Origin of the sequence: Cryobacterium sp. W22_MBD10_FK3 (assembly GCF_052113745.1) — a bacterium.
GTDB lineage: Bacteria > Actinomycetota > Actinomycetes > Actinomycetales > Microbacteriaceae > Cryobacterium.
In genome coordinates, this window is sequence record NZ_JBGQOH010000001.1 from 198,652 (window position 1) to 220,894 (window position 22,243).

The 22,243-nt window shown below is 66.5% G+C and carries 22 protein-coding genes; 10 read left to right on the plus strand and 12 right to left on the minus strand.

The window, feature by feature from the left end:
- The first annotated feature begins 25 nt into the window (after window positions 1-25).
- The 3 genes from ACEN2M_RS00925 to ACEN2M_RS00935 are packed head-to-tail and all read left to right on the plus strand — an operon-like array spanning window position 26 to window position 1,511.
- On the plus strand, window positions 26-430 hold the full coding sequence (locus tag ACEN2M_RS00925; RefSeq protein WP_441646257.1) for a DUF3099 domain-containing protein: 405 nt from the start codon (window positions 26-28) through the stop codon (window positions 428-430).
- The gene (locus ACEN2M_RS00930) at window positions 427-672 is read left to right on the plus strand and encodes a hypothetical protein (RefSeq protein WP_441646258.1); all 246 of its coding nucleotides are present in this window, start codon (window positions 427-429) and stop codon (window positions 670-672) included. The genes ACEN2M_RS00925 and ACEN2M_RS00930 overlap by 4 nt, the downstream gene beginning before the upstream one ends.
- Window positions 669-1,511 (plus strand): SURF1 family cytochrome oxidase biogenesis protein, encoded by an 843-nt coding sequence (locus tag ACEN2M_RS00935; protein WP_441646259.1) that lies wholly within the window; start codon window positions 669-671, stop codon window positions 1,509-1,511. Before ACEN2M_RS00930 ends, ACEN2M_RS00935 begins: the two co-directional genes overlap by 4 nt.
- 57 nt (window positions 1,512-1,568) lie before the next feature.
- Here the strand turns inward: ACEN2M_RS00935 and ACEN2M_RS00940 are convergent, their stop codons facing one another.
- The 7 genes from ACEN2M_RS00940 to sufB all read right to left on the minus strand — a co-directional run bounded on the left by ACEN2M_RS00940 (window position 1,569) and on the right by sufB (window position 8,232).
- A complete protein-coding gene (locus tag ACEN2M_RS00940) occupies window positions 1,569-3,167 on the minus strand; it encodes an ABC-F family ATP-binding cassette domain-containing protein (protein WP_441646260.1) in 1,599 nt (532 codons plus the stop codon).
- A gap of 119 nt (window positions 3,168-3,286) precedes the next feature.
- The gene (locus ACEN2M_RS00945) at window positions 3,287-3,937 is read right to left on the minus strand and encodes a TetR/AcrR family transcriptional regulator (protein WP_441646261.1); all 651 of its coding nucleotides are present in this window, start codon (window positions 3,935-3,937) and stop codon (window positions 3,287-3,289) included.
- 148 nt (window positions 3,938-4,085) lie between these two features.
- Window positions 4,086-4,415: a metal-sulfur cluster assembly factor gene (locus ACEN2M_RS00950; protein WP_104166251.1), complete on the minus strand. Its 330-nt coding sequence runs from the start codon at window positions 4,413-4,415 to the stop codon at window positions 4,086-4,088.
- Window positions 4,416-4,419: 4 nt separating this feature from the next.
- Window positions 4,420-5,184 (minus strand): Fe-S cluster assembly ATPase SufC, encoded by a 765-nt coding sequence (gene sufC, locus ACEN2M_RS00955; protein ID WP_120336936.1) that lies wholly within the window; start codon window positions 5,182-5,184, stop codon window positions 4,420-4,422.
- A 76-nt stretch (window positions 5,185-5,260) separates the two neighbouring features.
- Window positions 5,261-5,587, minus strand: coding sequence for a non-heme iron oxygenase ferredoxin subunit (locus ACEN2M_RS00960; protein WP_441646262.1), 327 nt, complete (start codon window positions 5,585-5,587; stop codon window positions 5,261-5,263).
- 2 nt (window positions 5,588-5,589) lie between these two features.
- On the minus strand, window positions 5,590-6,813 hold the full coding sequence (sufD, locus tag ACEN2M_RS00965) for a Fe-S cluster assembly protein SufD (protein ID WP_441646263.1): 1,224 nt from the start codon (window positions 6,811-6,813) through the stop codon (window positions 5,590-5,592).
- Window positions 6,814-8,232, minus strand: coding sequence for a Fe-S cluster assembly protein SufB (sufB, locus tag ACEN2M_RS00970; RefSeq protein ID WP_441646264.1), 1,419 nt, complete (start codon window positions 8,230-8,232; stop codon window positions 6,814-6,816).
- Between the two features lie 284 nt (window positions 8,233-8,516).
- On the opposite strand from sufB, the gene ACEN2M_RS00975 reads away from it, so the two are divergent.
- Window positions 8,517-9,458, plus strand: coding sequence for a COX15/CtaA family protein (locus ACEN2M_RS00975; RefSeq protein ID WP_441646265.1), 942 nt, complete (start codon window positions 8,517-8,519; stop codon window positions 9,456-9,458).
- Between the two features lie 404 nt (window positions 9,459-9,862).
- Here the strand turns inward: ACEN2M_RS00975 and ACEN2M_RS00980 are convergent, their stop codons facing one another.
- Complete coding sequence (locus ACEN2M_RS00980) at window positions 9,863-10,792, minus strand: heme o synthase (RefSeq protein ID WP_441646612.1); 930 nt, start codon at window positions 10,790-10,792, stop codon at window positions 9,863-9,865.
- 282 nt (window positions 10,793-11,074) lie between these two features.
- Between ACEN2M_RS00980 and tkt the strand changes: the two genes are divergently transcribed.
- The 6 genes from tkt to pgl are packed head-to-tail and all read left to right on the plus strand — an operon-like array spanning window position 11,075 to window position 19,251.
- The gene (gene tkt, locus ACEN2M_RS00985; protein WP_441646266.1) at window positions 11,075-13,168 is read left to right on the plus strand and encodes a transketolase; all 2,094 of its coding nucleotides are present in this window, start codon (window positions 11,075-11,077) and stop codon (window positions 13,166-13,168) included.
- A gap of 42 nt (window positions 13,169-13,210) precedes the next feature.
- Window positions 13,211-14,323: a transaldolase gene (tal, locus tag ACEN2M_RS00990; RefSeq protein WP_441646267.1), complete on the plus strand. Its 1,113-nt coding sequence runs from the start codon at window positions 13,211-13,213 to the stop codon at window positions 14,321-14,323.
- The gene (locus tag ACEN2M_RS00995) at window positions 14,320-15,942 is read left to right on the plus strand and encodes a glucose-6-phosphate isomerase (RefSeq protein WP_441646268.1); all 1,623 of its coding nucleotides are present in this window, start codon (window positions 14,320-14,322) and stop codon (window positions 15,940-15,942) included. Before tal ends, ACEN2M_RS00995 begins: the two co-directional genes overlap by 4 nt.
- Before the next feature lie 44 nt (window positions 15,943-15,986).
- The gene (gene zwf, locus ACEN2M_RS01000) at window positions 15,987-17,528 is read left to right on the plus strand and encodes a glucose-6-phosphate dehydrogenase (RefSeq protein ID WP_066595491.1); all 1,542 of its coding nucleotides are present in this window, start codon (window positions 15,987-15,989) and stop codon (window positions 17,526-17,528) included.
- Entirely contained in the window at window positions 17,525-18,484 is a 960-nt protein-coding gene (locus ACEN2M_RS01005; RefSeq protein WP_441646269.1) for a glucose-6-phosphate dehydrogenase assembly protein OpcA, read from the plus strand. Before zwf ends, ACEN2M_RS01005 begins: the two co-directional genes overlap by 4 nt.
- A complete protein-coding gene (gene pgl, locus ACEN2M_RS01010) occupies window positions 18,481-19,251 on the plus strand; it encodes a 6-phosphogluconolactonase (protein ID WP_441646270.1) in 771 nt (256 codons plus the stop codon). Before ACEN2M_RS01005 ends, pgl begins: the two co-directional genes overlap by 4 nt.
- Window positions 19,252-19,329: 78 nt before the next feature.
- Here the strand turns inward: pgl and ACEN2M_RS01015 are convergent, their stop codons facing one another.
- The 4 genes from ACEN2M_RS01015 to ACEN2M_RS01030 all read right to left on the minus strand — a co-directional run bounded on the left by ACEN2M_RS01015 (window position 19,330) and on the right by ACEN2M_RS01030 (window position 22,233).
- Window positions 19,330-19,698, minus strand: a complete 369-nt coding sequence (locus tag ACEN2M_RS01015; RefSeq protein WP_066595496.1) for an RNA polymerase-binding protein RbpA — start codon at window positions 19,696-19,698, stop codon at window positions 19,330-19,332.
- Window positions 19,699-19,870: 172 nt separating this feature from the next.
- Window positions 19,871-20,122 (minus strand): preprotein translocase subunit SecG, encoded by a 252-nt coding sequence (secG, locus tag ACEN2M_RS01020; protein WP_066595498.1) that lies wholly within the window; start codon window positions 20,120-20,122, stop codon window positions 19,871-19,873.
- Window positions 20,123-20,236: 114 nt separating this feature from the next.
- The gene (gene tpiA / locus ACEN2M_RS01025) at window positions 20,237-21,028 is read right to left on the minus strand and encodes a triose-phosphate isomerase (RefSeq protein ID WP_441646271.1); all 792 of its coding nucleotides are present in this window, start codon (window positions 21,026-21,028) and stop codon (window positions 20,237-20,239) included.
- The gene (locus tag ACEN2M_RS01030) at window positions 21,019-22,233 is read right to left on the minus strand and encodes a phosphoglycerate kinase (protein ID WP_441646272.1); all 1,215 of its coding nucleotides are present in this window, start codon (window positions 22,231-22,233) and stop codon (window positions 21,019-21,021) included. The genes tpiA and ACEN2M_RS01030 overlap by 10 nt, the downstream gene beginning before the upstream one ends.
- Window positions 22,234-22,243: the final 10 nt, after the last annotated feature.

The following is a 22,243-nucleotide window of genomic DNA, read 5'->3' on the forward strand; positions in this document are numbered from 1 at the left end:
CACCGGCAGTCAAGCGATGGGCACGATGAAGCAGCAGCAGTCGATCACGACGCTCCCTCTGTCACCGGAGGAGGAGCGGCGCCGCCGCATGATCCGGTACGCCGTGACCATGGGCATCCGCATGGTGTGCATCGTCATGATGCTCTTCGTGCAGGGCTGGTGGCTTCTGGTCTGCGCGCTCGGGGCGATTCTTCTGCCGTACTTCGCCGTGATCGCCGCGAACGTGCACGGGGACCAGCGTTCTCAGAACGTGCTGCGTCCCGGCGCCGTCGCGCTGCTCCCCCGGCCCACCGATTCCCGCCCCGACGGCACCCGCCCGGACGAGACCCGCCCTGACGAGGCCCGCCCTGATGAAGCGCGCCCTGATGAAGCGCGCGGCCACGACCGCCCGGATACCGGCAGCACCCCAGACAGCGAGGACGCACGATGATCGGATTCGGTGCGGCCCCGGAAACGACCAGTTGCTCGAGGGCGGGCTGCCGCGAGTCCGCCGCCTGGCGGCTGGACTGGCGTAACCCGCGCATCCACGCCGAGGATCGGGTGAAGACCTGGCTGGCGTGCGACGAGCACGTCGGCTTCCTGCGTGATTTCCTGCTCACCCGTGATTTCCCGCTGCGGGTAAGCCCGCTGCTGGACGAGCCGATGTCGACCGACCGGACGGAGCAGGCGTGAACGGCTGGCGGTTCCTGCTGTCCAGGCAATGGGCGGGCTACCTCGCGCTGACCATCGTCTTCGCGGTGGTGTGCTCAGGACTGGGCATGTGGCAACTCGCCCGCCGCGCCGAGGCCCAGGCCGAGATCAGCCGGGTCGACGAGAACTTCGACGCGGAGGGGATTCCCGTCACCGATGCCCTGCCCAGGCTGGACTCCTTCGACGAGTCCCAGAAGTGGTTGCCCGTCGAGCTGACCGGAACGTACCTGCGGGATGAGGAGATGTTGGTGCGGAACCGCCCTTTGAACATCAACCCTGGCTTCGAGGTGCTCACTCCCCTGCTCCTGACCAACGGTGATGTCTTCATCGTGAACAGGGGCTGGGTGCCCACCGGGGAGGACCAGAACGCACCGGATGCCGTGCCCGCGGCCCCCGACGGCGAGGTCACGGTGATCGCCAGGCTCAAGCAGGGTGAGCCCGCACTGGCCGGGCGCAGCGCCAGCGGCAACCAGATCGCCACGATCAACCTCACCGAGATCGCCGAACGCCTCGGCACCGACACGTACACCGGGGCCTACGGCCTGATGAAATCGGAAGATCCGGCCACCACCGACAGGCCCACCGCCGTCACCCGTCCGGTGCGCGACGAGGGCCCGCACCTGTCCTACGCCTTCCAATGGTTCGTCTTCGCCCTGATGGCTTTCATCGGTCTCGGTTGGGCGGCACGCCAGGAGTACCGCACCATCAACGCCGAGGTGCCCGAGGAGCAGGAGCGGGCCGCGGAGCGGGCGCGCCGTCAGGCGGCCAAGCCGCGCAGCGACGCGGACATAGAAGATGAGCTGATCGACCAGCACTCCTGAGCAGGCACGAAAAAACCCGCCGGCCCTCACGGGCCGGCGGGTGGAGTTCGAGACCGGTCAGGCCAGCGTGATCAGGTCCAGGTAGTCCTTGTTCCAGTGGTCCTCGGTGCCGTCGGGCATGATGAGCACCCGCTCGGGGTTGAGCGCCTCGACGGCACCCTCATCGTGGCTGACCAGCACAACGGCGCCGGTGAAGTGCGCCAGGGCGTCCAGGATCTCTTCACGGCTGGCCGGGTCGAGGTTGTTGGTGGGTTCGTCGAGCAGAAGCACGTTGGCTCCGGACACCACGATCATGGCCAGGGCCAGGCGGGTCTTCTCGCCGCCGGAGAGGACCCCGGCAGGTTTGTGCGAGTCGTCGCCGGTGAACAGGAAGGAACCGAGCACCCGGCGCGCTTCCATCTCGGTGATGTTCGGCGAGGAGGAGATCATGTTCTGCAGCACGCTGCGCTTCACGTCGATCGTCTCGTGTTCCTGGGCGAAGTAGCCGATCCGCAGGCCGTGGCCGGCGACGATCTCACCGGTGTCCGGCTTGTCGACGCCGGCGAGCATCCGCAGCAGGGTCGTCTTACCGGCACCGTTGAGACCCAGGATGACGACCTTGGAGCCGCGGTCGATGGCGAGGTCGACGGCCGCGAAGATCTCCAGCGAACCGTAGCTCTTGGACAGGTCGCTGGCCATCAGGGGCGTGCGACCACACGGAGCCGGCTCGGGGAAGCGCAGCTTGGCGACGCGGTCGACGGCGCGCACGGCGTCGAGGCCGGAGAGGAGCTTCTCGGCGCGGGCGACCATCTGGTGCGCGGCCGCGGCCTTGCTGGCCTTGGCGCCGAACTTGGCGGCCTGCAGCTGCAGGGTCGAGGCCTTCTTCTCCGCGTTGGCGCGTTCCTTCTTGCGACGGTCGGCGTCGGCGACACGCTGGCGCTGGTAGTTCTTCCAGTTCATGTTGTAGATGTCGATGACCATGCGGTTGGCATCGAGGTAGAAAACCCGGTTGACGGTGTCGCCGACGAGTTCGATGTCGTGGCTGATGATGATGCAGCCGCCGCGGTAGTTCTTCACGAACTCGCGCAGCCACACCACTGAATCGGCGTCCAGGTGGTTGGTGGGCTCGTCGAGGATCATGGTCTCGGCGGCGGAGAAGAGGATGCGGGCCAGCTCGATGCGGCGGCGCTGGCCACCGGAGAGGGTGCGCAGCGGCTGGTCCAGGATCCGGTCGGGCAGGTTCAGGTTGCTGGCGATCGACGCGGCCTCGGCCTCAGCGGCGTACCCGCCGAGCGCGTTGAACTCGTCGGTGAGGGTGCCATAGCGCTTCATCGCCCGTTCACTGGTCTTACTGTCGGTCGAGCCCATCTCGATGCCGGCCTGGGTGAGGCCGAGCGAGATGGTGCCGAGGCCGCGGGCGTCCAGGATACGGGTGCGGGCCAGCATGTCCGGGTCACCGGAGCGGGGGTCCTGCGGCAGGTAGCCGATCTCGCCGGACTTCTCGATCTTGCCCTTGGTCGGCAGGGTCTCCCCCGCCAGGGTCTTCGTCAGCGTGGTCTTGCCGGCACCGTTCCGGCCGACCAGGCCGATCTTGTCGCCAGCGGACACCCGGAAGCTCACGTCCTCCATGAGCACGCGCGCCCCAACTCGGATTTCGAGATCTTGCACACTGAGCACAGCAATAGTCCATTCGAGGGAGTCGTGGGAGGTCGGCCGAACATGGCCAATTCACCAGTATATTTGCTCGCGCGCGGTTTCTGCGCCGAAGTGTCGGAACAGACCCGACCGAAGCGGGTTTACCTGGCCGTCAACCGCCCGGTCGGCAGCACTCCGGGCAGTGCGGATCGCAGCCAGGCCGTGTAGGTTTCCCTCGACCAGCCGAGCCCCACCACCAGGGTGTGAAAAACCTGGGGGTGGCCGAGAGCCCAGATCGACGTGGCCGCTTCGTGGTCGCTGAGCCCGGACCGCAGCCCCAGCTGCCCGCGGAGGGCGCCGACGGCCTCGGCGTACGCGTGCAGGCTGCGGGCGGCCATGCTGACCTCGAGCTCGCGGATCTCCGGGTCGGTTCCGGCGGCCTCATTCACGACGCGGTGCAGGGGTGCCGTGCGCTCGTTGTCGGCGGTGATCCAGGTCGCCAGCCCGCTGACGGCCGTGGCCGGTGTCGCCGACCCGCTGATGCCGGAGGCGAGCTCGGCCACGGAGAGCCCAGTGGCCCGCGATGCGGTGTTGGCGGCGGCGAGCACGGCGGCGAGCACGTCCACCTTCGAACCGATGGCGTTATAGATGGTCTGCACGGCCACGCCGCCGCGCTCGGCGATGGCGGCTATCGATGTGCCCGCATAGCCGTGCTCGCGCATAAGCTCGGCGGCGGCTTCGACGATGTCCCCCCGGGTGCCTGCAGTCTGCAGGTCTCGCCGGATCTGGCTGCGTGTGCGGGTGCTATCCATCTGATTAGAATACGCCTCCAGCGATTGACATGCTCTTCCAGAAGCCCGGGATTGCCCGGGTTGAGCCGGTTAACAGCGAACCGCGCCGGGAAACGGATGCAAAGGCATCCGTCCCGGCGCGGACAGGTGGTGCAGGTGCTGGCGACGGTCAGATCGCGAAGCCGAGGGCTCGCATCATGTCGCGGCCGTCGTCGGTGATCTTCTCCGGACCCCACGGCGGCATCCACACCCAGTTGATGCGGAACTGGTCGACCACGCCGTCCAGTGCCTCGGCGGTCTGTTCTTCGAGCACGTCGGTCAGCGGGCAGCCGGCCGAGGTGAGTGTCATGTGGATGATGAGAGCGTCGTTCTCGTCGTCCCAGCCGAGGTCGTAGATGAGTCCCAGGTCGACGACGTTGATGCCGAGCTCCGGGTCCATGACGTCCTTGAGCGCCTCTTCGATCTCATCGAAGCGCGCCGGTGTCAGTGTCGAAACCATGCCTCTAGCCTACGGGCGTCTCGGCCAGGAAGCGATCGTAACCTTCGTCTTCCAGGCGGTCAGCGAGCTCAGGGCCACCCTGTTCGGCAATGCGGCCGTCGACGAACACGTGCACGAAGTCGGGCTTGATGTAGCGCAGGATGCGGGTGTAGTGCGTGATCAGGAGCAGCCCGAGGCCGGTGTTCTCCTTGGCCCGGTTCACGCCTTCGGACACGATCTTCAGTGCGTCGACGTCGAGGCCGGAGTCGGTCTCGTCGAGCACGGCGAACTTGGGCTTGAGCAGTTCAAGCTGCAGGATCTCGTTGCGCTTCTTCTCACCGCCGGAGAAGCCCTCGTTGACGTTGCGCTCGGCGAAGCTCTTGTCCATGCGCAGCTTGACCATCGACTCGCGGACGTCCTTGATCCAGGTGCGGATGGCCGGGGCCTCGCCGTCGATCGCGGTCTTCGCGGTGCGGAGGAAGTTCGTGACGGTGACTCCGGGGATCTCGACCGGGTACTGCATGGCGAGGAACAGGCCGGCGCGGGCGCGCTCGTCCACCGTCATCGTCAGCACCTCGGCGCCGTCGAGCAGGATCGAACCGCTGTCGACGTGATACTTCGGGTGGCCGGCGATGGTGTACGCGAGCGTGGACTTGCCGGAACCGTTCGGTCCCATGATGGCGTGGATCTCACCCTCGTTGATGGTGAGGTCGACACCGCGCAGGATCTGCTTGGTGCCCTGGTCGGTCTCGACGCTGACGTGCAGGTCTTTGATCTCAAGAACAGACATTTTTCGGTATCTCTTTCGTTGTCCGCGTGGTGCGGGCTTTCAGTGTGTGGGTCCTGGCCGGGAAGGGCCTGGAGCGTCAAACGGCGATGGTGACCAAAGGATCGATGAACACATCGCCGTCGACCAGGTCGACCTGGTAGACGGGAACGGGCTCGTACGCGGGGAGCGTCAGCGGGCGCCCGGTCTTGAGCGAGAACTTGGAGCCGTGCGCCCAGCATTCCAGGGTGTCGCCCTCGACGAAACCCTCCGACAGCGAGATGTCGCCGTGGGTGCAGGTGTCGCCGATAGCGAAGACAGCGCCGTTCGAGTCACGCACGACGGCGATGTTCACGCCGCCGATCTCGACCTTGATGGCCTCGTTGGGTTCGAGGTCGTCGAGCGCACAAATCTTGGTGGACGCCATGTTCAGTTGCTTTCTGTTCCGCGGAGCTCGTCTTCGATGGCGCCCTGCAGGCGCTCCTCGAGCGGCTTCGATCCGATGTGTTGCACGATTTCGCTGAGGAAGCCGCGCACGACGAGGCGTCGTGCTTCGATCTCGCCGATGCCGCGGGACTGCAGGTAGAACAGCTGCTCATCGTCGAACCGGCCCGTGGCACTCGCGTGACCGGCACCCAGGATGTCACCGGTCTCGATCTCGAGGTTCGGGATGGAGTCCGCGCGGGTTCCCTCGGTCAGCACCAGGTTGCGGTTCTGCTCGTAGCTGTCGGTGCCAGGGGCGGTGCGGCCGATGAGCACGTCGCCGATCCACACCGTGCGCGCGCCCACGCCCTGCAGGGCACCCTTGTAGGTGACCCTGCTCCGGCTGTTCGGTGCGTCGTGGTTCACGTAGACCTGCTGCTCGAGGTGCTGGCCGGCGTCGGCGAAGTACAGCCCGAACAGCTCGGTGTCGCTGCCCTGACCGGCCAGGTGCACCGAGGGGTTCACCCGCACGATGCCACCGCCGAGGGAGACGACAACGTGCTTGAGGCGGGCGTCGCGGCCGATGCTGGCGAAGTGGTTGGCGAGCTGCACGGCGTCGGCGTTCCACTCCTGCACCGTCACGACGGTGAGGTTCGCGGACTCGCCGACGATGATCTCAACGTTCTCGGACAGGCGGGCGTCGCCGGTGTTCTGCAGGATCACGACGGCCTGGCTGAACGGCTTCGCTTCGATGATTGTGTGCGCGGCGCGAGCACCTGAGCCGAGGTTTGCCCTGGTGAGCGTGACCTCCTTGGCCTCCTCGCCGCTGACGGTGATGGCCAGGGCCTTTTCAAAGCTGCTCCACGCGTTGGCGGATGCACGCTCTTCGGGGGCGCCGGCGCTGCCGATGCGCACGTCGGTGCGGTCGACCCAGGACACGTCGACGTCAGGGTTCGGCGTGGAATCCTGGTCGTAGACGGAACCGTCCAGCACACCTCCCGTGAGGTCGGTGAACTTGGCGACGGGCGAGAGCTTCCACACCGCTTCCCGGCCGGTGACGGCGGGGAAGTCGCCGGGGTCGAAGCTCTTGAACCTGCCGGATCGGGTCTGCACGGGAACGAAGCCGAAGCGTCCGTCCGAGTGCTCCTTGATGCCGTGCTGTTCGGCCGTGGGCAAAGCCTGGGACGACGGTGCGGATACGGGTGTTGTTGAAGTCGAGGCGGCGGACATTTAGCCGACGGATCCTTCCATGCCCATTTCAATGAGCTTGTTGAGTTCGAGGGCGTACTCCATCGGGAGCTCCCTGGCGATGGGTTCGATGAACCCGCGCACGATCATGGCCATGGCTTCGTCCTCGGGCATGCCGCGGCTCATCAGGTAGAAGAGCTGCTCCTCGCTGACCCGCGAGACCGTGGCCTCGTGGCCGAGCTGCACGTCGTCGACCCGGATGTCGATGGCCGGGTAGGTGTCGGAGCGGGACTGGGTGTCGACCAGCAGCGCGTCACAGCGCACGGTGTTGGCGGAGTGGTGCGCCGTGGCATCCACCCGCACCTCGCCGCGGTAGCCGGCGCGGCCGCCGCCCCGGGCGATCGACTTGGAGACGATCGAGGACTGGGTGTACGGGGCCATGTGGATCATCTTGGCGCCGGCGTCCTGGTGCTGGCCGGGGCCGGCGAACGCGACGGAGAGGGTCTCGCCCTTGGCGTGCTCGCCCATCAGGTAGATGGACGGGTACTTCATGGTGACCTTGGAACCGATGTTGCCGTCGATCCACTCCATGGTGGCGCCCTCGGCGGCCGTGGCGCGCTTGGTGACGAGGTTGTAGACGTTGTTCGACCAGTTCTGAATGGTCGTGTAGCGAACGCGGGCGTTCTTCTTCACGATGATCTCGACCACGGCGGAATGCAGCGAGTCCGACTTGTAGATCGGCGCTGTGCAACCCTCGATGTAGTGCACGTAGCTGCCCTCATCGGCGATGATCAGGGTGCGCTCGAACTGGCCCATGTTCTCGGTGTTGATGCGGAAGTAGGCCTGCAGCGGGATCTCGACGTGCACGCCGGGGGGCACGTAGACGAACGAGCCGCCGGACCAGACCGAGGTGTTCAGCGCGGCGAACTTGTTGTCGCCGGACGGGATGACGCTGCCGAAGTATTCCTCGAAGAATTCCGGGTGTTCCTTCAGCGCGGTGTCGGTGTCCATGAAGATGACGCCCTGGGCTTCGAGTTCCTCGTTGATCTGGTGGTAGACCACTTCGGACTCGTACTGTGCGGCGACGCCGGACACGAGGCGCTGGCGCTCCGCTTCGGGGATGCCGAGCTTCTCGTAGGTGTTCTTGATGTCGTCGGGCAGGTCTTCCCAGGTCTGGGCCTGCTTCTCCGTGGAGCGGACGAAGTACTTGATGTTGTCGAAGTCGATCTCCGACAGGTCGGCACCCCAGGTGGGCATGGGCTTGCGCTCGAAGAGCTGCAAGGCCTTCAGCCGGCGCTCGAGCATCCAGGCCGGCTCCTGCTTGAGGTTCGAGATGTCGGTGACAACCTCGGGCGAGATACCGCGGCGAGCGGATGCGCCGGCGGCGTCGGAATCGGACCAACCGAATTCGTACACCCCCAGCCCCTCGAGCTCGGGTCGGTTCAGCAATACGTCAGACATCTTTACCTCTTCTCCTACCCACATCAACCCGGATATCAGTCCGGCCATTCCCGTGCCGAGTGCAGCGGCCAACCGTTTGGTCGGACGTGCAGGCCGCGCGGGCATGAATTGTGTGGATGGCTACGTTGCGTACCTAAGATGAACACGGGCCGGTCGTGCCGCGCTGAAAGAGCGACGCCGCGCACACGGAACCCGTGAAAGACCTAATTCTACAGGCTAGTGATGTTATTAGTAGTGCGACCCGGCGTATTCACATACGCGCGCACCAGCAGGGAGCAGAACCCGTGAACCGGATTATTCAGTGGTTGCCCACAAACGTGGACCGTCGCCTGAGGGTGCTCGGCTGGGTCTACCTCACTGCCCAGATCTTCCTCGTGGGCACCGGCGGGCTGGTCCGGCTCACCAGCTCCGGTCTGGGCTGCCCCACCTGGCCCAAGTGCACCGACGATTCCCTCGTGAACACCCCCGAAATGGGCATCCACGGCGTGATCGAATTCGGCAACCGGTTGCTCGGCGTTCTGCTGGGTCTCGTGGCCATCGCCGCCTTCGTCGCTGTGCTGCGGATGCGGAAGAGCCGCCCCGACCTCTTCCGCCTCACCCTGCTGGCCGGTTTGGGCATCCCCGCCCAGGCCGTGATCGGCGGCATCAGCGTGCTGACCCAGCTGAACCCGTTCGTCGTGGGCCTGCACTTCGTCATCTCCGTCGGCCTGGTCGGGCTCTGCACGGCCTTCGTTTACAGGCTGTACACGGTGCCGGGCCCGCGGGAGCGCGTGGTGCCGCTCTGGTTCCTCATCGTCACCCACCTCACCACTTTTGCCGTCGCCGTGACGATCGCCGTGGGCATCCTCACGACGGGATCAGGGCCGCACGCGGGCGACGCGGATGCGCCTCGCAACGGCCTGGACTCCGAATTGCTGCAGCACATCCACAGCTGGCCGGCCTACCTGACCGTCGCCCTGACCCTGGTGCTCGTGATCGGCGCCGTGGTTCTGCGCCTGCCGGTGCGCCGGTGGGTGCTGTTGCTGCTCGCCGTCGAGGTCGCGCAGACCGCGGTCGGCCTCATCCAGGCCAACCTGGGGCTGCCGGCCGTCCTCGTCGGCATCCACATGGTGCTCGCCTGCGTGCTCGCCTCGGTGATGACCGCCGTGGTGCTGAACCTGAAGCAGCCGGTTGTGGCGGACGCTCCGCAGGCCCCGCGCGCCCCCGCGGAGTCCCTCGCCCGCTGACCGGCCCCCCGCTCCCACGTTCCCCTGCGCGAGAGCACCCTCGCGACCCTCGCGAGAGCGGTGAAACGGTCACCTCAGCGTGCTCGAAGCAGCCACATCCCCGCTGTCGCGGCAGGTGCACCCGCTCGTTCGCGGCACGTCAATCCCGCGAAAGCGGTGAAACGGTCACCTCAGCGTGCTCGAAGCAGCCACATCCCCGCTGTCGCGCAGGCCAATCCCGCGAGAGCGGTGAAACGGTCACCTCAGCGTTCGCGAAGCAGCCACATCCCCGCTTTCGCGGCCATTACCGCGAGAGCGGTGAAACGGTCGCCTCAGCGCTCGCGAAGCAGCCACATCCCCGCTTTCGCAGTCGGCGTACTCGAGGCAGCGCGGCGCGGCGTGGGGCTGGCCCGGGCCGGGAGGGGCTAGAAGGGCAGCAGCGGGTCGACGCCGACCGCCACGAAGACCAGCGTGAGGTAGGCGATCGAACCGTGGAACACCCGCATCGGCGACACGTGCTCGTGACGGATCGCGAGGTTGTAGAGACGGTGGGTCTCGTAGATGAACCAGGCCCCCGAGCCCACAGCCACGACCGTGTAGACCAGGCCCATGCCGGCGATGGGCACCAGCAGCAGGGAGCACGCCACTGTGGCCCAGGCGTATAGGATGACCTGCAGGCCGACCTGGGCGCGACCGCGCACGACGGAGAGCATGGGCACCCCTGCGGCCTGGTAGTCGTCCCGGTACTTCATCGAGAGCGGCCAGTAGTGCGGCGGCGTCCACAGGAAGATGATCAGGAACAGGATGAACGGCGGCCAGGACAGGTCACCCGTCACAGCCGCCCAGCCGATCAGCACCGGCATGCAGCCGGCGACGCCGCCCCAGACGATGTTCTGGGCGGTGCGACGTTTGAGGATCATCGTGTAGAACACGACGTAGAGCAGAATGGCGCCCAGGGACAGCAGCGCGGCGACCCAGTTCGTGAAGACCCAGAGCCAGGCGATGGACACGGCGCCGAGCACCCAGGCGAAGACCAGAGCCTGACGGTCACTGAGCTCCCCCGTGACCAGCGGGCGGCCCTGGGTGCGGTTCATCAGCCTGTCGATGTCGCGGTCGAGGTAGCAGTTGAACGCCCCCGCGGATCCGGCGCTGAAGGCGCCACCGATCAGAGTCGCGAGCACCAGCCACAGGTCGGGGATGCCGCCGGTGGCCAGGATCATCGTCGGAGCGGTAACAACGAGCAACAATTCGACGACCCGCGGCTTCGTCAGCGACAGGTACGCCAGAAAGGTCCGGCGGAACCGTGCAGAACGGTCCTGGGCCCCCTGTTCGCGGGGCTCCTCGGCAGTGTCCATGGCTTCTCGTGCGCTTCGCATATTGCCTTGATTCTAGGCCATTTCTGCACCTCTCAGACCCGGCTCGCCTCTGCGACAGTGGCGCAATATCACCGAAACAACGACGCCAAGCCGCGTTCCGTATACTGGAATGGCTCGCCAATCTAGGTGCAAGCATCCGTGAGCGCCTGACCTGGGCCCTCCGCTGCGCACCTGATGCCGATAACGATGTCGGCGGGCAATCACTCTCCAGCGGCGCGGGAATAGCGTGCCGCCTTTTCGGATTCAGAAGGGTCAGTTCACGTGGCAGCATTGCAGTGGGATTCCATCGACAATCGGGCGGTTGACACCGCCCGCATCCTTGCGGCCGATGCCGTGGAGAAGGTGGGAAACGGTCACCCGGGAACAGCCATGAGCCTCGCTCCGGCCGCTTACCTCCTCTTCCAGAAGGTGATGCGTCGCGATCCTGCTGACAACGAATGGATCGGCCGCGACCGGTTCATCCTCTCGGTGGGCCACAGCTCACTCACCCAGTACGTCCAGCTCTACCTGGGCGGCTACGGCCTCGAACTCGACGACCTGAAGGCGCTGCGCACCTGGGGTTCCAAGACCCCCGGGCACCCCGAGTACGGCCACACCGACGGTGTCGAGATCACCACAGGCCCCCTCGGCCAGGGCCTCGCGTCCGCCGTGGGCTTCGCCTACGCCGCCCGCTTCGAGCGCGGCCTGTTCGACCCGGAGGCCGAAGCCGGCACCAGCCCGTTCGACCAGTTCGTCTACGTCATCGCCGGCGACGGCGACCTGCAGGAGGGCATCACCTCCGAGGCATCCTCGCTCGCCGGGCACCAGCAGCTCGGCAACCTGATCGCGATCTACGACTCGAACCAGATCTCGATCGAGGACGACACCAACATCGCCTTCACCGAGGATGTCGCGGCCCGCTACGACGCGTACCACTGGCACGTGCAGACGGTGGATTGGAAGAAGACCGGCGAGTACGTCGAAGACGTCGCCGCGCTCAACGACGCCATCGCGGCCGCCCAGGCCGTCACCGACAAGCCCTCGCTGATCATCCTCAAGACGATCATCGGCTGGCCGAGCCCGAAGAAGCAGAACACCGGCAAGATCCACGGGTCCGCCCTCGGCGCCGAGGAACTCGCCGGCGTCAAGGAGATTCTCGGTTTCGACCCCGAGAAGTCCTTCGACGTGGCCGACGACGTCATCGCGCACACCCGCAAGGCCCTGGACCGTGGCGCCGAGCAGCACGCGGAGTGGACCGTGCGTTTCGACGCCTGGGCCGCCGCCAACCCCGAGCGCAAGATCCTGCTCGACCGGATCCTCTCCGGCGACCTGCCCGACGGCGTCGAAGCGGCCCTGCCCGTCTTCCCGGCCGGCACCGAGGTCTCCACCCGGGCCTCGTCCGGCAAGGTGCTCAACGCCCTCGGCCCGGTCATCCCCGAACTGTGGGGCGGCTCAGCCGACCTGGCCGAGTCGAACAACACCACGATCAGCAACTCGGCGTCCTTCATCCCCAGCGAACACTCCACCGGCGAGTGGACGGGAAACACCTACGGCCGTGTGCTGCACTTCGGTATCCGCGAGCACGCGATGGCCGCGATCCTCAACGGCATCGTGCTGCACGGCAACACCCGCCCGTTCGGCGGCACGTTCCTGATCTTCAGCGACTACATGCGCCCCGCCGTGCGTCTGGCCGCGCTCATGAAGGCGCCGTCGATCTTCGTCTGGACGCACGACTCCGTCGCTCTCGGTGAAGACGGACCGACCCACCAGCCGATTGAACAGCTGGCCTCGCTCCGCGCCATCCCCGGACTCGACGTGGTGCGCCCCGGCGACGCCAACGAGGTCTCCTGGGCCTGGAAGACGATCCTCGAGCGCCGCAACGGCCCGGCCGGCATCGTCCTCACCCGCCAGAACATCCCCGTGTTCGAGCGCGGCGACGGTGACGCCAGCGGCGAGACCTTCGCGTCGGCGAAGAACGTCGCCAAGGGCGCTTACGTGCTCGCCGAAGCACCGGGCGGGACGCCCGACGTGATCCTCCTCGCCACCGGCTCCGAGGTTCAGCTTGCCGTCAACGCCCGCGAGGCCCTCAAGGCGGATGGCGTCAACGCCCGCGTCGTGTCCGTGCCCAGCCTCGAATGGTTCGAGGAGCAGTCCGCCGAATACCGTGAGGCAGTTCTGCCCAGAGCGATCACCGCTCGGGTATCGGTCGAGGCCGGAATTGCGTTGACCTGGAATAAGTACGTAGGCGACCGCGGCCGCAGCGTTTCGATCGAGCACTTCGGTGCCTCGGCTGACTACAAGACCCTGTTCCGCGAATTCGGCATCACCACGGAGGCCGTCGTCGCCGCCGCCAAAGAATCCCTCGCCGCGCTCTAAGCGCGACACCAACAAGCGCAGCATCAAGGAGATTTGATTTTCATGACTGAAACAACCCCCACCGCCGCCCTGTCCGCCGCAGGCGTCAGCATCTGGCTCGACGACCTGTCGCGCCAGCGCATCCAGTCCGGCGGACTGACGACCCTCATCGAAGAGAAGAACGTCGTCGGCGTCACCACCAACCCGACGATCTTCGCCGGCGCACTGAGCAAGGGCGAGGCGTACGCCTCCCAGGTGGCCACGCTGGCCGCCGCCGGAACCAACGTCACCGACGCCGTGTTCGAGATCACCACCGACGACGTCGCCGCAGCCTGCGACATCTTCCGCCCGGTCTACGACGCCACCAAGGGCTTCGACGGCCGTGTGTCGATCGAGGTCGAGCCTGGCTTCGCCCACGACGCCGACAAGACCCTCGCCCAGGCTCAGCAGCTGTGGAACAAGGTCAACCGCCCGAACGCGATGATCAAGATCCCCGCCACCATCGAGGGCCTCGACGCGATCACCGAGACGATCGCGCTGGGCATCAGCGTGAACGTCACCCTGATCTTCAGCCTCGAGCGGTACCGCGCTGTCATCAACGCGTACCTCAGCGGCCTCGAGAAGGCCAAGGCTGCAGGCATCGACCTGTCGACGATCCACTCCGTCGCCTCGTTCTTCGTGTCGCGCGTTGACACCGAGATCGACAAGCGCCTCGCGGCCGTCGGCACCGACGAAGCCCTCGCCCTGCAGAGCAAGGCCGGCGTCGCCAACGCGCAGCTGGCTTACCAGGTCTTCGAGCAGGCGTTCACGTCCGAGCGGGCCGCCGGCCTGCTCGGCGCCGGCGCCAACAAGCAGCGTCCGCTCTGGGCCTCCACCGGCGTCAAGTCGGCCGAGCTGCCCGACACCCTCTACGTGACCGAGCTGGTCGCGCCCGAGGTCGTCAACACCATGCCGGAGAAGACCCTCGAGGCCACCTTCGATCACGGTGTCATCGTCGAAGGCGCCGTCACCGGCTCCTACGACGAGGCCAACGCGGTGCTGGACGCCATCGCGGCGCAGGGTGTCTCCTACGACGACGTGACCCGCGTCCTCGAAGAGGAAGGCGTCTCGAAGTTCATCATCTCCTGGAACGAGCTGCTGGACACCGTCACCGCAGCACTCGAAGCTGCCAAGTGAGTTTTAAGATCTCGGTGAGCGGCGCGGCGGCCGACGCCGTCCGCGCCGCCCTGCCAGCCCTGGTCGACGATCTCGTCGCCTCGGGTATCACCTCGCTCGACCCCGCCCTGTGGGGACCCGAGGCCGAGGCTGAGGCGGGCAAACGCCTGGGCTGGACCGAATCGGTCGTCACCTCGCGTCCGCTCGTCGCCGAGATCCTGGCCCTTCGCGAGCACCTGCTGGCCGGGGGCGTCACCCACATCGCCCTGGCCGGCATGGGCGGCTCGTCGCTCGCACCGGAGGTCATCGCCCGCACCAGCGGTGTCGACTTGACCGTGCTGGATGCCACCGACCCCGGTCAGGTGTTGGCGGCGCTGCGCGACCGCCTGGAGTCGACCGCACTCGTGGTGTCGTCGAAGTCCGGCGGCACCGTCGAAACCGACAGTGCGCGCCGGGTCTTCGAACGCGCCTTCCGTGAGATCGGCGTCGACCCCGTCGACCGCATCATCGTGGTGACCGACCCGGGCTCCCCGCTCGAGGCATCCGCCACCGAGGCCGGCTACAGGGTCTTCACCGCCGACCCGACCGTGGGCGGGCGCTTCTCGGCGCTCACCGCGTTCGGACTGGTACCGACCGGCCTGGCCGGCATCGATATCGGCCAACTGCTGGACGAGGCCGAATCGGTCTCGCTGGCCTTGGCCGTTGACTCCGAGGACAACCCCGGGCTGATCCTCGGCGCAGCGATCGCCGCGGCAACTCCCCGCCGTGACAAGCTGGCGATCGTCGCAGACGGCACCCACATCGTCGGCCTCGCCGACTGGGCCGAACAGCTCATCGCCGAGTCCACGGGCAAGATCGGCACCGGCATCCTGCCCGTCGTCCTTGACCTGGATGCGCCGGAGCTCACGGCGGCGCTGCCCGACGTGCAGATCGTGCGGGTCGTAGACGATGCCGGCGACGAGGTCTTCTCCGACCATGACGACGCTGACCTGAACAGTGCCGGCGAGATCCGTGTCAGCGGCACCCTCGGCGCGCAGTTCCTGGTCTGGCAATACGCCACCGTCGTCGCCGGACGGTTGCTCGGAATCAACCCGTTCGACCAGCCTGACGTCGAGTCTGCCAAGTCCGCCACCCGCGGTCTGTTGGACTCCCGTCCGGAGCCCGAACCTGCCGCGTTCATCTCTGACGGCATCGAAGTGCGCGGCACGCCGCACGTGATCGGTGCCGCCAGCGATCTGGCCAGCGCCATCGACGCGCTGCTGGAAGAGCTCGGCCCGGACGGGTACGTGGCTGTGCAGGCCTATGTGGACGCTCTCGCGCTCCCCCAGCTGGCCGAGGTGCGCGGGTTGCTCGCCACACTTTCCAAGCGCCCGGTGACGTTCGGCTGGGGACCCCGGTTCCTGCATTCCACCGGACAGTTCCACAAGGGCGGCACGCCCACCGGCGTGTTCCTGCAGATCCTCAGCACCCCCGCAGAAGACCTCGACATCCCCGACCGCCCGTTCACCTTCGGTGAGCTCATCCAGGCCCAGGCCGTTGGTGACGCCAGCGTCCTCGCCGAGCACAATCGTCCGGTGCTCACCCTCACGTTGACCGACCCGGCTGCGAACATCAACACCCTGTTCGCCGCCGTCCGTTAGTCACGCCCGCCGCGTCGTTTCGCTTTCATTCTCTAAGGAGCCGCATGTCCCCGGTGGAAATCACCCCGGAGTTCAATCCGCTGCGTTCACCCTCCGACTATCGCCTGAACCGGATTGCGGGGCCCTCCAGCCTCGTCATCTTCGGCGTTACCGGAGACCTGTCGCGGAAGAAACTCATGCCCGCCGTCTATGACCTGGCCAACCGGGGGCTGCTGCCCCCCGGTTTCGCCCTCGTCGGGTTCGCCCGGCGGGATTGGGACAACCAGGACTTCATGCAGGTCGTGCACGACTCCGTCAAGGAGTACGCCCGCACAGAGTTCCACGAGGACGTGTGGGCGCAGCTCGCCGAGGGCATCCGGTTCGTGCCGGGCACCTTCGACGACGATGCCGCCTTCGAGCTGCTCAAGGAAACCATCGAAGAGCTCGACCGGGAGCGGGGAACGATGGGAAACCATGCGTTCTACCTGTCGATCCCGCCGAAGGCCTTCCCGCAGGTGACCGAGCAGTTGCGCCGGTCCGGCCTGGCAGAGCAGAAGAACGGCCAGTGGCGACGCGTCGTCATCGAGAAGCCGTTCGGCAGCGACCTCAAGACCGCCCGTGAGCTCAACGATGTCGTCGAATCGGTCTTCCCGGCCGACTCCGTGTTCCGCATCGACCACTACCTGGGCAAGGAGACTGTGCAGAACATCCTGGCGCTGCGCTTCGCGAACCAGCTGTACGAACCGATCTGGAACGCCAACTACGTCGACCACGTGCAGATCACCATGGCCGAGGACATCGGCGTCGGCGGACGAGCCGGGTACTACGACGGCATCGGCGCCGCCCGCGACGTCATCCAGAACCACCTGCTGCAGCTCCTGGCCCTCACCGCCATGGAAGAGCCGATCTCGTTCGACGCGGCGGACCTGCGCACCGAGAAGGAAAAGGTGCTCGCTTCAGTTCGTCTGCCGGAAGACCTGGCCACGGGCACCGCCCGCGGACAGTACGCCGGCGGCTGGCAGGGCGGCGAGAAGATTCTCGGCTTCCTCGAAGAAGACGGCATGAACCCGGAGTCGCTCACGGAGACCTATGCGGCCCTCCGCCTGGAGATCGACACGCGTCGCTGGTCCGGCGTGCCGTTCTACCTCCGGGCGGGTAAACGACTCGGTCGCCGGGTCACGGAGATCGCCGTGGTGTTCAAACGCGCCCCGCAGTACCTGTTCGAGAAGAGCCAGACCGCTGCGCTGGGCGAGAACGCCCTGGTGATCAGGGTCCAGCCCGACGAGGGAGTCACGATCCGGTTCGGGTCCAAAGTTCCCGGTGTCGGCATGCAGGTGCGCGACGTGACCATGGACTTCGGTTATGGCCACGCGTTCACCGAAGCCAGTCCCGAAGCCTACGAGCGCTTGATCCTGGACGTTCTGCTTGGCGACCCGCCGCTCTTTCCCCGCCACGAAGAAGTCGAGTTATCGTGGAAGATCCTCGACCCGATTGAGGAATTCTGGGCCACTCAGGGCCAGCCGGAACAATACCGACCTGGAACCTGGGGGCCCGCATCAGCCGACGAACTGCTGTCACGAGACGGCCGGAACTGGAGACGCCCATGATCGTCGATCTGCCGGACACCACCACCGCGAAGGTCTCAAAGGCGCTCGTGCGCATCCGGGAGGAGGGCGGCGCTGTCGCACTCGGCCGGGTGCTCACCCTCATCATCGCCGCTGAGCTCGGGCACGAGGAGGAAGCCATCGAGGCGGCCAACGACGCCTCCCGGGAGCACCCGATGCGGGTCATCGTGCTCTCCACCCAGCCCGAGGGCAGCGCAGCGTGCGACCCTCGCGTAGATGCCGAGATCCGGGTCGGCGGCGACGCCGGCGCGAGCGAGGTCATCGTGCTCCGCGCCTACGGTGATGCCGCCAGCGACCCTGAGAGCCTGGTGACCGGGCTGTTGCTGCCGGACGCCCCCGTCGTGGCCTGGTGGCCCGGTGAGGCCCCCGAAGTGCCCGCCGAGTCTCCCCTGGGGCGTATCGCGTACCGCCGCATCACCGACGCGTCGGCCCAGGCCGACCCGCAGGCGGCGCTGACCAACATCTGCGCGTCCTACCGTCCGGGTGACACCGACTTCGCCTGGACCCGGTTGACCCTGTGGCGCGCTCAGCTCGCCGCGGTCCTGGACCAGCCGCCCTACGAGTCGATCACCGCGGTGTCGGTCAGCGGCGCGCTGGACTCCCCCTCGACGACACTCCTCGCGGCATGGTTGCAGTTGCAGTTGCAGGTCCCGGTGGACTACGAGCTCACCTCGGGTCAGAACTCGAACGGTATCCACGGCGTGCACCTCACGCGGGCCTCCGGGGTGATCTCGCTCGAGCGCGAGGTACCCGGCATCGCCACCCTGACCCAGTCCGGACAGCCCGTGCAGGACCTGACCCTCAAGCGCCGCAGCCTGCGGGACTGCTTGAGCGACGAATTGCGCCGCCTGGACCCCGACGAGTTGTACGGCGAGGTCATCACCAAGGGTCTGCCCCAGCTGGCAGGACCCACCACATCGACCGGAGATCATTCATGACGTACGACAGACGTGTGCTTGTGCACGACGACAAAGCGGCCCTGATTGCCTCGGTCGCGACCCGCTTCCTCACCAAGATGGCCGACATCCTGCATGAGCAGGGTCACGCCCACGTGGTTCTGACCGGTGGAACCGTGGGCACCGGGGTGCTGGAAGCGATCAACGCCTCACCCGACCGCGACAGTGTCGACTGGGCGAAGATCGATTTCTGGTGGGGCGACGAGCGCTGGGTTCCCCGCGCGCACGCCGACCGCAACGAGGTGCAGGCACGCGCGGCACTTCTCGACCACATCGACATTCCCGCGGGGAATGTGCACGCGTTCCCCGCCTCTGACGAGGGACTCGACCTGGACGCCGCCGCGGACCGTTACGCGGCCGAGCTAAAGACCAAGGCAGCCCCTGACTCGCTCGTGCCGCAGTTCGACGTCACGTTCCTCGGCGTCGGCCCAGACGGTCACATCGCGTCGCTCTTCCCGCACATGCAGGGCATCAGGGAGAACGACCTCACGGTGATCGCGGTGCTGAACTCGCCGAAGCCACCGCCGGAGCGGCTCAGTCTCACCCGCTGGGTGCTCAACTCCTCGGAGCGGATCTGGCTCGTCGTTTCCGGTACCGACAAGGCGTCGGCACTGGGCCTCGCCCTGGCCGGTGCGAGCCGGGACGAGGTTCCCGTCGCGGGCATCCGCGGTCGCCACTACACGGACTTCTTCGTCGACGGAGAGGCTGCTGCGGAGGTTCCGGAGAACCTGATCGCTTCGCCGCAGTGATGTAGCCCGTCGGCAGACACAAAGAAGCGCATCGGTTCCTTGGAACCGATGCGCTTCTCTTGTTGGTACGGATGCGCCCTAGTTGGTGGCGCTGAGCTTGCCGCGCCGGACCCGGAGCTGCTGGAGCGCCTCTTCCAGAAGCGACTCCGCCTCTTCTTCGGTGCGGCGTTCCTTCACGTAGGCGAGGTGTGTCTTGTACGGTTCCAGCTTCACGACCGAGGGCGGGTTCTCCTTGTCGCGGCCGGCGGGCAGGCCGGACGACGGGCAGTCGATGGTATCGGGGATTTCCTCGTCGGGCAGGTTGGCGGCGAAGTACCGGACCGTCTCGTTGCCAAGCGCGTCCCAGTAGGAGACTCGGATTCGGTCAGCATGAAAACCACGGTCCTGCTCGCCCATGGGGCCGGCTCCGACTCGCGAGCCGCGAATTGCGCTTCCACCAGATGCCATTGTGTTCCTCCGCTGTTAAGACTGTTCGGCTTGTTCGTGTTGTGCGTGCGTACCGGTTGCGCCGTCGGTGACCGGATGCGATGTTCTGTGCGAGAGGGGTGCCGTGAGTCGGGCTGCTGCCGGTGGGCCGAACGGCCCGCCCAGGGCGCTCAGACGCCCTGCAGCGCCCGACCTAGGCGCCGGTATCGAATTTAGTTATCAGGCCCAGCACGACGATGCAGGAGATCCACAGCACGGCCAGAATGATGGTGATGCGGTTGAGGTTCCGCTCAGCGACGCCGGAGGCGCCGAGGTTCGAGGTGACGCCACCGCCGAACATGTCGGATAGACCCCCACCGCGCCCCTTGTGGAGCAGAATGAGCATGGTGAGCAGGAGGCTCGTAATACCGAGCAGGACCTGCAATACAACCTGGAGAATCTCCACGCGAAACCTTTCACAAAACGATGGGCGCTAGAGCTCCACCAAGACCACTGGCAATTATAGCCTGACGGCAGACGAAACCCGCCGCACCCCCGAAGGGGGTACGGCGGGTGAGGGCTACAGTCCGACGTGCTTCTGGAAGCGGACGATGCTGGAGAACTCGGTGATGTCCAGGCTTGCGCCTCCAACAAGTGCTCCGTCGACGTTCGGTTCCTTCATGAAACCGGCGATGTTGACGCCCTTGACCGAACCGCCGTAGAGGATGCGGGTCTTGTCGGCGACGTCCTGGCCGAGAACCTCGGCCAGGGTCAGCCGCAGCTGGGCTGCGACCTGCTCGGCCTGGTCGGGCGTCGCGGCCTGTCCGGAGCCGATGGCCCAGACCGGCTCGTACGCCACGACGATGTCCGCGGCGTTCTCGACTCCGGCCAGTGCGGCCTTCAGCTGAGCAACCGGGACGGCGCTGGGTCCGTGCAGTTCCAGGTCTGCGGCGGTTTCGCCGACGCAGATGATCGGAACGATGTTGTGCTTCAACGCTGCGGTCACCTTGGCGGCGACGACCTCGTCGGTCTCGTTGTGCAGGGTGCGTCGCTCGGAGTGACCGATGAGCACGTACTGGCACTCGAGCGCGGCCAGGAAAGCGGCCGAGATCTCGCCGGTGTATGCGCCGGACTCCTGGGTGGAGACATCCTGTCCGCCGTACGCCAGCGGCAGCTTGTCTGCTGCCACCAGGGTCTGCACACTGCGCAGGTCGGTGAACGGCGGGAACACGGCAACCTCGGTGGAGGTGAAGTCGTGACCGGCGTCCTTGAGGCTCCAGGCCAGCTTCTGCACGAAAGCGATCGCCTGGAGGTGGTCCAGGTTCATCTTCCAGTTGCCTGCGATCAGTGGAACACGCGTGTTTACTGCCATCCGAGGACCTCCAGTCCTGGCAGTCGCTTGCCCTCGAGGAACTCGAGGCTGGCGCCACCGCCGGTAGAAATATGACCGAACTGGTCATCTGAGAAACCAAGGATGCGAACTGCGGCGGCGGAGTCTCCTCCGCCGACAACGCTGAGTCCGTTGACCTCGGTGAGTGCGGCAGCAACCGTGCGGGTGCCGTCGGCGAACGGTGCCAGCTCGAACACGCCCATCGGGCCGTTCCAGAAGACAGTCTTCGACTCGCGGATGATCGCGGCGAATGCGGCCGCGGTGTCCGGTCCGATATCGAGGCCCAGGCCGGCAGCGCCGAACGGGGTGTTCTCGATTTCGTTGGCGGGCGTGGTGACGTACTCTGCGTCAGCTCCGAACTTGGAGGCGACGACGACGTCAGTCGGCAGCACGATCTTCACGCCCAACCGGTCGGCCTCGGCGAGATAACCGCGCACGGTCTCGATCTGGTCGACCTCGAGCAGGCTGGCGCCGACCTTGTGGCCCTGGGCCGCGAGGAAGGTGAACAGCATGCCGCCGCCGATCAGGAGCGAGTTCACCCGCGGAAGCAGGTGACCGATCACGCCGAGCTTGTCCGACACCTTGGAGCCGCCGAGGATGACCGTGTACGGCGCCTCGGGCTTCTCGGTGAGGCGGTCGAGCACGTCGAGCTCGGCTGCGATGAGCAGGCCGGCAGCGCTGGGCAGGATCTGGGCCAGGTCGAAGACGCTGGCCTGCTTGCGGTGGACGACACCGAAGCCGTCGGAGACGAGGGCGTCGCCGAGGGCGGAGAGCTCGGTGGCGAACGCCACCCGCTCTGCTTCGACCTTGCTGGTCTCCCCCGCGTTGAAGCGGAGGTTTTCCAGAACGACGATGTCGCCGTCAGTCAGGGCCGCAACCGCGGCCTGGGCGGATTCGCCGACGGTGTCGGCGGCGAAGGCGACAGGGGAACCGATCAGTTCGGCCAGGCGTGCCGCAACGGGAGCCAGGCTGTACTTGGGGTTGACCTGGCCGTCAGGGCGCCCGAGGTGAGAAACGATCACCAGACGGGCGCCCTGTTCGACCAGAGCCTTGAGGGTGGGCAGGGACGCCCGCACGCGGCCATCGTCGGTGATCTGACCGTCTTTCAACGGAACGTTCAGATCACACCGAACGATGACGCGCTTGCCGTGGAGCGATCCCAGCGATTCGATAGTGCGAAGCGTCACTGCGTGTCCC

What these genes read in the sequence shown, in the direction of transcription:
- ACEN2M_RS00925 (WP_441646257.1), top strand. Translation starts at nt 26, where the DNA reads ATGAAGCAGCAGCAGTCGATCACGACGCTCCCTCTGTCACCGGAGGAG.
- ACEN2M_RS00930 (WP_441646258.1), top strand. Translation starts at nt 427, where the DNA reads ATGATCGGATTCGGTGCGGCCCCGGAAACGACCAGTTGCTCGAGGGCG.
- ACEN2M_RS00945 (WP_441646261.1), bottom strand. Translation starts at nt 3,937, where the DNA reads ATGGATAGCACCCGCACACGCAGCCAGATCCGGCGAGACCTGCAGACT.
- ACEN2M_RS00950 (WP_104166251.1), bottom strand. Translation starts at nt 4,415, where the DNA reads ATGGTTTCGACACTGACACCGGCGCGCTTCGATGAGATCGAAGAGGCG.
- sufC (WP_120336936.1), bottom strand. Translation starts at nt 5,184, where the DNA reads ATGTCTGTTCTTGAGATCAAAGACCTGCACGTCAGCGTCGAGACCGAC.
- ACEN2M_RS00960 (WP_441646262.1), bottom strand. Translation starts at nt 5,587, where the DNA reads ATGGCGTCCACCAAGATTTGTGCGCTCGACGACCTCGAACCCAACGAG.
- sufD (WP_441646263.1), bottom strand. Translation starts at nt 6,813, where the DNA reads ATGTCCGCCGCCTCGACTTCAACAACACCCGTATCCGCACCGTCGTCC.
- sufB (WP_441646264.1), bottom strand. Translation starts at nt 8,232, where the DNA reads ATGTCTGACGTATTGCTGAACCGACCCGAGCTCGAGGGGCTGGGGGTG.
- ACEN2M_RS00980 (WP_441646612.1), bottom strand. Translation starts at nt 10,792, where the DNA reads ATGGACACTGCCGAGGAGCCCCGCGAACAGGGGGCCCAGGACCGTTCT.
- tal (WP_441646267.1), top strand. Translation starts at nt 13,211, where the DNA reads ATGACTGAAACAACCCCCACCGCCGCCCTGTCCGCCGCAGGCGTCAGC.
- zwf (WP_066595491.1), top strand. Translation starts at nt 15,987, where the DNA reads ATGTCCCCGGTGGAAATCACCCCGGAGTTCAATCCGCTGCGTTCACCC.
- ACEN2M_RS01005 (WP_441646269.1), top strand. Translation starts at nt 17,525, where the DNA reads ATGATCGTCGATCTGCCGGACACCACCACCGCGAAGGTCTCAAAGGCG.
- pgl (WP_441646270.1), top strand. Translation starts at nt 18,481, where the DNA reads ATGACGTACGACAGACGTGTGCTTGTGCACGACGACAAAGCGGCCCTG.
- ACEN2M_RS01015 (WP_066595496.1), bottom strand. Translation starts at nt 19,698, where the DNA reads ATGGCATCTGGTGGAAGCGCAATTCGCGGCTCGCGAGTCGGAGCCGGC.
- tpiA (WP_441646271.1), bottom strand. Translation starts at nt 21,028, where the DNA reads ATGGCAGTAAACACGCGTGTTCCACTGATCGCAGGCAACTGGAAGATG.